This window comes from Streptomyces sp. NPDC058576 (assembly GCF_042718715.1).
Lineage (GTDB): Bacteria > Actinomycetota > Actinomycetes > Streptomycetales > Streptomycetaceae > Streptomyces.
The window spans coordinates 107,327-113,831 of sequence record NZ_JBHXPF010000022.1; the positions used below are offsets into that span (position 1 = coordinate 107,327).

General features: G+C 70.8%; 4 protein-coding genes. 1 reads left to right on the plus strand and 3 read right to left on the minus strand.

What is annotated here, in order from left to right; translation table 11 throughout:
- Positions 1–128 precede the first annotated feature (128 nt).
- Both ACFWRV_RS17890 and ACFWRV_RS17895 read right to left on the minus strand, forming a co-directional pair.
- Complete coding sequence (locus tag ACFWRV_RS17890; protein ID WP_384335341.1) at positions 129–2,069, minus strand: helix-turn-helix domain-containing protein; 1,941 nt, start codon at positions 2,067–2,069, stop codon at positions 129–131.
- Between the two features lie 373 nt (positions 2,070–2,442).
- Entirely contained in the window at positions 2,443–4,158 is a 1,716-nt protein-coding gene (locus tag ACFWRV_RS17895; protein ID WP_384335344.1) for an MFS transporter, read from the minus strand.
- 109 nt (positions 4,159–4,267) lie between these two features.
- Here ACFWRV_RS17895 and ACFWRV_RS17900 point away from each other — a divergent pair, with 109 nt between their 5' ends.
- Positions 4,268–4,798, plus strand: coding sequence for a MarR family winged helix-turn-helix transcriptional regulator (locus ACFWRV_RS17900; protein WP_384335347.1), 531 nt, complete (start codon positions 4,268–4,270; stop codon positions 4,796–4,798).
- Between the two features lie 120 nt (positions 4,799–4,918).
- Here ACFWRV_RS17900 and ACFWRV_RS17905 read toward each other — a convergent pair whose 3' ends face one another.
- A complete protein-coding gene (locus ACFWRV_RS17905) occupies positions 4,919–6,124 on the minus strand; it encodes an IS701 family transposase (RefSeq protein ID WP_384335350.1) in 1,206 nt (401 codons plus the stop codon).
- Positions 6,125–6,505: the final 381 nt, after the last annotated feature.

Sequence of the window (6,505 nt, forward strand, 5' to 3'; positions counted from 1 at the left end):
GCCGCCCCGCCGCGGGGGCTGACTCGCTGGGGGGGGGGGGGGGGGGGGGGGGGCGCCCCGCGCCCGCCGGGGGGCGCGGGGGGCGCGGGGCCCCCCCCCCCCCCCACCCCTCATCCTTCTGCGGGAGTTCAGCTGCCGCTGTCGGTGCTCTGACCGACCGTCGAGCGTCCGACCAGGAACTCGGTGACCTTGCGCAGGCGCAGGGCGAGCTGGATCTCCAGGGCGGGACCCGGCTGCTGCCACTTCGGGCCGAGCAGCTGCGAGACACGCTCCAACCGCCGTGCCACGGTGTTGGGGTGGACCTGGAGCGCGTCGGCCGCGTAGGTCGGGCTCGATCCCGCTGCGAAGTAGGCCTCCAGGGTGGCGGCGAGCCCGGTGGAGCGTTCCTCGTCGTACCGGATGATCGGGCCGAGACGCTGCTCGATGAAGGCGACGATGTCCGGGTTGCCGCCCAGCAGCATCCCGACGAAGCCGAGTTCGTCCATCGTGGCCGCGGTGTCCTGCCGACCGAAGGCGACCAGGGCCTCCAGGCAGCCGAGTGCCTCCTGATAGGCCGTCGCCAGCCCCTCGGGACCGCCCCGGGTGAGGGCCGCGCCGACCGGTTCCGGCCGGCCGAAGGTCTCGCCGAGGCGCTGCATCACCTCGCGTGCCAGCTCGCCCGGGTCGTCGTGAGGCAGCAGCATGATCAGGTGTCCGTCGTGCACGGTTCTCGCACCTCCGCGCAGCCATACGAAGGTGGAGGCCCAGGTGGCCAGGCGCTTGCGCTCGCGGATGTCGGCCTTGACGACGATCACGGCGTGCCGCCGGCTGAGGTCGAGCCCGAGGCGCTGCTGGAGCTTGCGCTGCCAGCGTTTGGTGGTGGGGGCTCCGTTGATGAACTCTTCGAGCGCCTCGTCCCGGAGCCTGCGGTCCACCGATTCCGCCCCGCGGTTGAGGGTGGCGAGCACCGTCGCCGCCTGGAGCACATGGCGCAGGACCCGGGGGTCGGGGCCGCGCGGCCGGTCCGGGCAGCGGACCACGAGGGCACCGAGGTCCTCGTCGCCGACCCGGAAGGAAGCGACGGTGACCTCGTTGCCGAGCCGGACGATCCGGTGCTCGGCACGCGCCGTGAACGCCACCTCGGCGAGCTTCTCCTCATCGGCCACCCACTGCGGGTCCGAGCAGGCGATGGTGCCGTCGTTCTCGTCGCGCAGCCATACCGAACCGCCCAGCTCGACGGCCGCGGCAGCCGCGAAGGCGTGCGCGTCGGCGCCGCTGAGCACCAGGTCGAGGAGTCTGCTGCCGCTCCCGGCGGCGCGCCGCTCGCCGCGCTCGCGGGCGCGGAGCCGTTCGACCTCGTCCGTCATCTCGGCGAGCTGGCCGCGGGCCTCGTCACGGGCCTGGACGCGTTCCACGGCGGAGGAGGCGTAGTCGCCGAGCGACGTCATCATGGCGACCTCGTCGGCGGTGAAGGAGCGGGAGACGCGGTCACCGCCGTAGAGGACGCCGATGGCCCGGTCGCCGACCCGCAGCGGGACGGCGATGAGTGCGCACAGCCCCTCCTGGTACACCACCCGGTCGGTGTGCGCGAGGCGGCGAACGCTCTCGACGCCCGCGTAGTCGGAGGTCCACACCGGCGCCCTGCCCACCATGCCCAGCGTGGTCAGATCGCCCCACGAGGACGCGTGGGACGCCTCGTTGAGGTCGGAGATCGTGCCGTCCGCGGCTCCGACCCTGATGCCGCCCTTCGGGTCGAGCAGCGCGACCCAGGCCGTGTCCAGGTGCAGCAGCAGTCTCGACCGGCGCACGACCGTGGTGAGCAGCGCTTCGAGGTCCTGTTGCTCGGCCAGGTCCCTGACCGTGTCGATGAGCATGGCGAGTTCGTTCTTGCGGCGGTCCAGGTCGCGGATGCGCTGGTCGACCGAGAGCGCGAGATTACGGGCGCGCTCCAGTTCGGCGCGCGCCCGGGGATCGATTTCGTCGCTCCGCGCGCGAACGACCGGTTCGTCGAATGCCTCTCGGGGAGCCCGTGCCGCCAGGTGTCCCAGCAGCGTGAGGACACCGCTCAGCGTGGCAGTGTCTTGAGACATCTCTCTCTCCAGACTGTCCGTAGGGGGTGTGGGGGGGGCTTCACTCGGGTGAAGGGCTGCCAGGTGACGGCGAGGTCCTGCACTCGGGCGACCGTGCGTCGGGGGGGGTGAAGCCGGGAGCGGAGGGGAAAGGCGGGCGGCGGGCGTCTCCGGAGGTTCTCGGGGTCGATGCGTGCTGTCCGACGGCCAGAATCCACATAGAGATGTGACGACACGCCGAGGCCAGACTCAAGCCGGTCCGGTTATCTGTCCGGAAGTAGATCAACGTCCGAAAACCGTGGGTGTCGGTGCCACGGCAACCACGTCGCCGGCCGCTTCGAGCCGAAGCAGCCGACGACGTGGGTTGCCGTGCCGTACGGAACAGCGCCCGGCCTCAGAGCTCTTGCGGTTTGGCGAACTTCGGCAGGCTGAACATGAGCAGCGTCATCACGGCGAACAGTCCGGCCACCCAGAGCAGGCTCGTTCCGAACGCCCGGGAGAACGCCTCGGCGCGGACCTCGGGGGTGGCGTCGTCCAGCACCTTCCGCACCTGCTCCACGCTTCCCTCGGAGACTCCCGCGGGGGGCACCTGACAGCTGGCGGGCACGACGCTCGGGTCCGCCTCGTCCAGCCGGTCCTCGACGCAGGTCTCGTATCCGGCCAGGATCCTGTTCTGGGACGGCCGGTCCTCGACTCCGATCGCCGCCAGTTCCTGACGCACCCCGGTGTCCACCGACTCGATGCCCTTGCCCGTCTGTCCGGGGATGGCTCCGAGGAAGACGACGGCGACGAGCGCGATACCGATCGCCATGCCGAGCTGGCCCGAGGTGTTGAGTACGCCGGAGGCCGACCCCGCGTCCTTGTGCGGGACTTCGGTGAGCGCGAAGTCCACGACCGGGGCCACCACACTGCCCATGCCGAGGCCGAACACGAAGAGCGGCGCCACCATCTGCCAGGAGCTGATGTCCGCACCGTAGCGGTTCCCGACGAACATGAAGGAGATCGCACCGACGATGAGGACGACGCCGCCGCCGAAGAGCACCTTGCGGCCGAGCTTGGGCGTCAGGGTGGTGCCCGCGAGGCCGGCGGTCACCATGAAGCCCAGGAACATCGGCAGCCCCGTGAGCCCGGCCCGCATCGCCGACCAGCCGAGGCCCGCCTGCATGTAGAGCGTCCACATCAGGAAGAAGGTGCCGTAGGCGACGCTGTAGAGCAGGTTGACGCCGAAGCCGCCGGCGAAGCTGCGGGTGGAGAACAGGCTCAGCGAGATGAGGGGCGCCCCGCCCCGCTGGATGAGCCGGCGTTCGTACGCGATGAAGGCGACGAGGACCACGACCGAACCGGCCATCATGACGAACGACCATGCGGGCCAGCCCAGTTCGCGCCCCTGGGTGAGCGGGTAGACCAGCATCAGGACGCTCGCCGTGGCCAGGACGACGCCGACGAAGTCCAGCCTCGGGGCGTCGGGGGCCTTCGACTCCCGCACCCAGGCCACGGCGGCGATGAAGGTGACGATGCCGATCGGGATGTTCACCAGGAAGATCGGGCGCCAGGCGAGACCGAAGAAGTCCGCGTCGACGAAGATGCCGCCGAGCACGGGACCGAGGACGACGGCAAGGCCGGCGACGCTGCCGTAGAGACCGAAGACCTTGCCGCGCTCCTCCTTGGGGAAGCTCACGTGCACGATCGAGAGCACCTGCGGGATCATCAGGGCGGCAGCGGCCCCCTGGGCGATGCGCGCGGCGACGAGCACCCCGGGCTCGGGGGCGATGCCGCAGACCAGGGAGGCGACGGTGAAGCCGCCCAGGCCGAGGAGCAGCATGAGCTTGCGGCCGTAGATGTCGCCGAGGCGCCCGCCGGTGATCAGCAGTGCGGCGAAGGCGAGGGCGTATCCGGCCGTCATCCAGGCGACGGAGGAGTAGGTCGCGTCGATGTCCCGCTGGATGCTGGGGACCGCCACGTTGACGATGGTCACGTCGAGCAGGTCCATGAAGGCGGCGAAGAGAATCACCCCCAGCGCCAGCCAGCGCTTCGGGTCGAGGCCGTCGTCAGCGACGACGAGGGGCTCCTCCGGAATCCGATCTTCAGACTTCTCTGCAGGCACGGTCATGACGGCTTCCCGACTCTTTTCGGATCCAGTACCCTCAAAAACGGAGCATCTCAAGAACAATATATCTCGGTTACGAAGATACATGCAAAGTAAGATTGCTGAGGGTCGTATGTCAAGGTCAGTTCCCGCCGACCAGGCGCGGGGGTATCACGAGTCCACCGGGAAGCACACCGGCGAGCGCGAGCGCGACATCGCCCTCCAGCAGGTGATGACGGCCGGCCGCGAGCTGGGGCTCGCTTTCCTGTCGCTCAACGCGGCGACGGCGCGGGCGCTGAAGATGCACCCGACGGACGCGTGGATCCTGTCCTATCTCCAGGGCGTCGGGCCGGACGAGCCGCTCACACCGGGCGACCTGGCCCGGATCACCGACCTCACCACCGGCTCGATCACCGGTGTGATCGACCGCTTGGAGGCCAACGGATACGTGCGGCGGGAGCGCGACACACAGGACCGCCGGAAGGTCATCATCCGGCCCACCGACAAGAGCGCGTCGATCGCCCATGTGTTCAAGCCGCTGATCGAGGATTCGATGGAGCTCGGCCTGGAGTTCACCACCGAGGAACTCCAGCTGGTCACCCGCTACCTGACGGCAGGAAAGCAGGTCACCGAGCGGACCATCGAGCGGCTCCGGAAGGTCTGAACCGCCTCCGGCGCACCACGGTCCCGGCCGCGCGAGAGCCCAAGACGCCCCGCGCGACCGGTACCGGATCAGGAGGGTCCGGCCGGACCTACCGGGCCGGACAACCCCTGAGGCACGTGCCTAACACGCCGCGGCGAGGGCGCCCCGGCCGGTGGCACTGAGCATCGACACGGCGTGCGCGGCGGACGACAGCGTCGCGTGCCGATGCCAGCCGCTGTAGGAACGGCCGGTGAAGTCCCGGATCCCGAGCCGGTCCGCGCTCTCGTGGAAGTCCCGCTCGACCCGGCGCGTCAGCCGGCTCAGCCGGACGAGCGTGTGCGGCTGCGCCTCCGTCATGTCGGTCAGCCACAGCTCCATCGGCCACTGCCGGCGCGTCTCACCGACCCCCAGCAGCCCGAGTCCGCCCATGCCCGAGAAGCGGCGCACCGAACCCGCCGGCCGTACGCGCACGAGCGCCGCCAGGCCCATCCGTATCTCCTTGCCCACCTCGGGATCCCGCAGCGGCACGGGCCGCATACGGTCCCGGGCGGCGATCATCAGCTGGGCGGCTTCCCGCGTCTGGGGCACCCGCGCCCCGAAGGCGGGGTCGGCCGACGCCAGCAGCTCGGAGCCGCTGATACGGATCAGGAAGGGCACGCCCGCGAGGCGCAGGCGGCGGACGGCCGCGGGCACGTCCATGCCCCGGGCGTCCAGGACCACGGGCCGCAGCGCCACACCCCAGTCCCGGGCCGTCTCCAGCGCCGCCTCGATGGCCGACTCCCCCGGGGAGCTCTCGCCGACGTCACCCGGGATCGATGCCTGGCGTCGCCGTTCGTCGTCGAGCCAGGACGCGGAGAGATGCAGGCGCCAGTTGACCGGGGCGCTCATGTCCTCGGTCGCGGCCCAGACACCGCATGCCTGCTGGGCGTTGACGAGCTGGCCGACCTCGGACACGTACAGGCGCTCCACGCCCACCGAGTTCTCACCGGCTTTCGGGATCACCATGGGCCGCACCACCCAGGCCGAGGGCGTCACCTGGTCCGCCAGATGACGGGCGAGTGCGCGGCGGACCAGGGTCCAGTCCCACGTCGAGTTGCAGACGAAGTGGTGCAGGCTCTGTTCGGTGGCGGAACCTCCGAGCAGCGACGCGAGATTACGGATCGACCGCCGACCGTCCGCCGCGAGCAGGCCGCGGAGGTAGTCCGCGCCCCTCTTGCGCTGGTCGCTCCTGCGTAAGGACGTGAAGATGGCCGCGGCCAGCTCCTCCAGCACCCGCTCGTCCCATCGTGCGGGGCCGGCGGAGTGGCATCTGAGGCCGGCGGCTGGCATCTCCTGGACATGACGCATGAGTGGTTTCCCCGTTCGGTCGACGAGCGGCGCGGTCACTGACCGGCCACGGCTTCCGACTCCTACGGTTCCTGGGCCGCCGCCACGGGCCAAGGTTGTCCGGCCACCCTGTACCTCCGCGGGTAGGTGGGGAGGCACCGCCTCCAGTTCGCTCGGACGTTCGGATCGGTCGAATGGGGGGCATCGCGGTCGGGCCCGACACGCCCGCGGGTGCGGGACAACCACGGGAGGCCCGGACTCCGCCCGACCAGGTCCCGGCCGCCTCGGTCGGGGTCCCGCCCCTGCCGTCGTGGGAGGCCGTTTCGTTCCCGCCCGGAAGGGTGGTGGCCGGACCACCCCCCGACCGGGCGGGACCGAAACCGGGCCAGGCCGTCCATCACG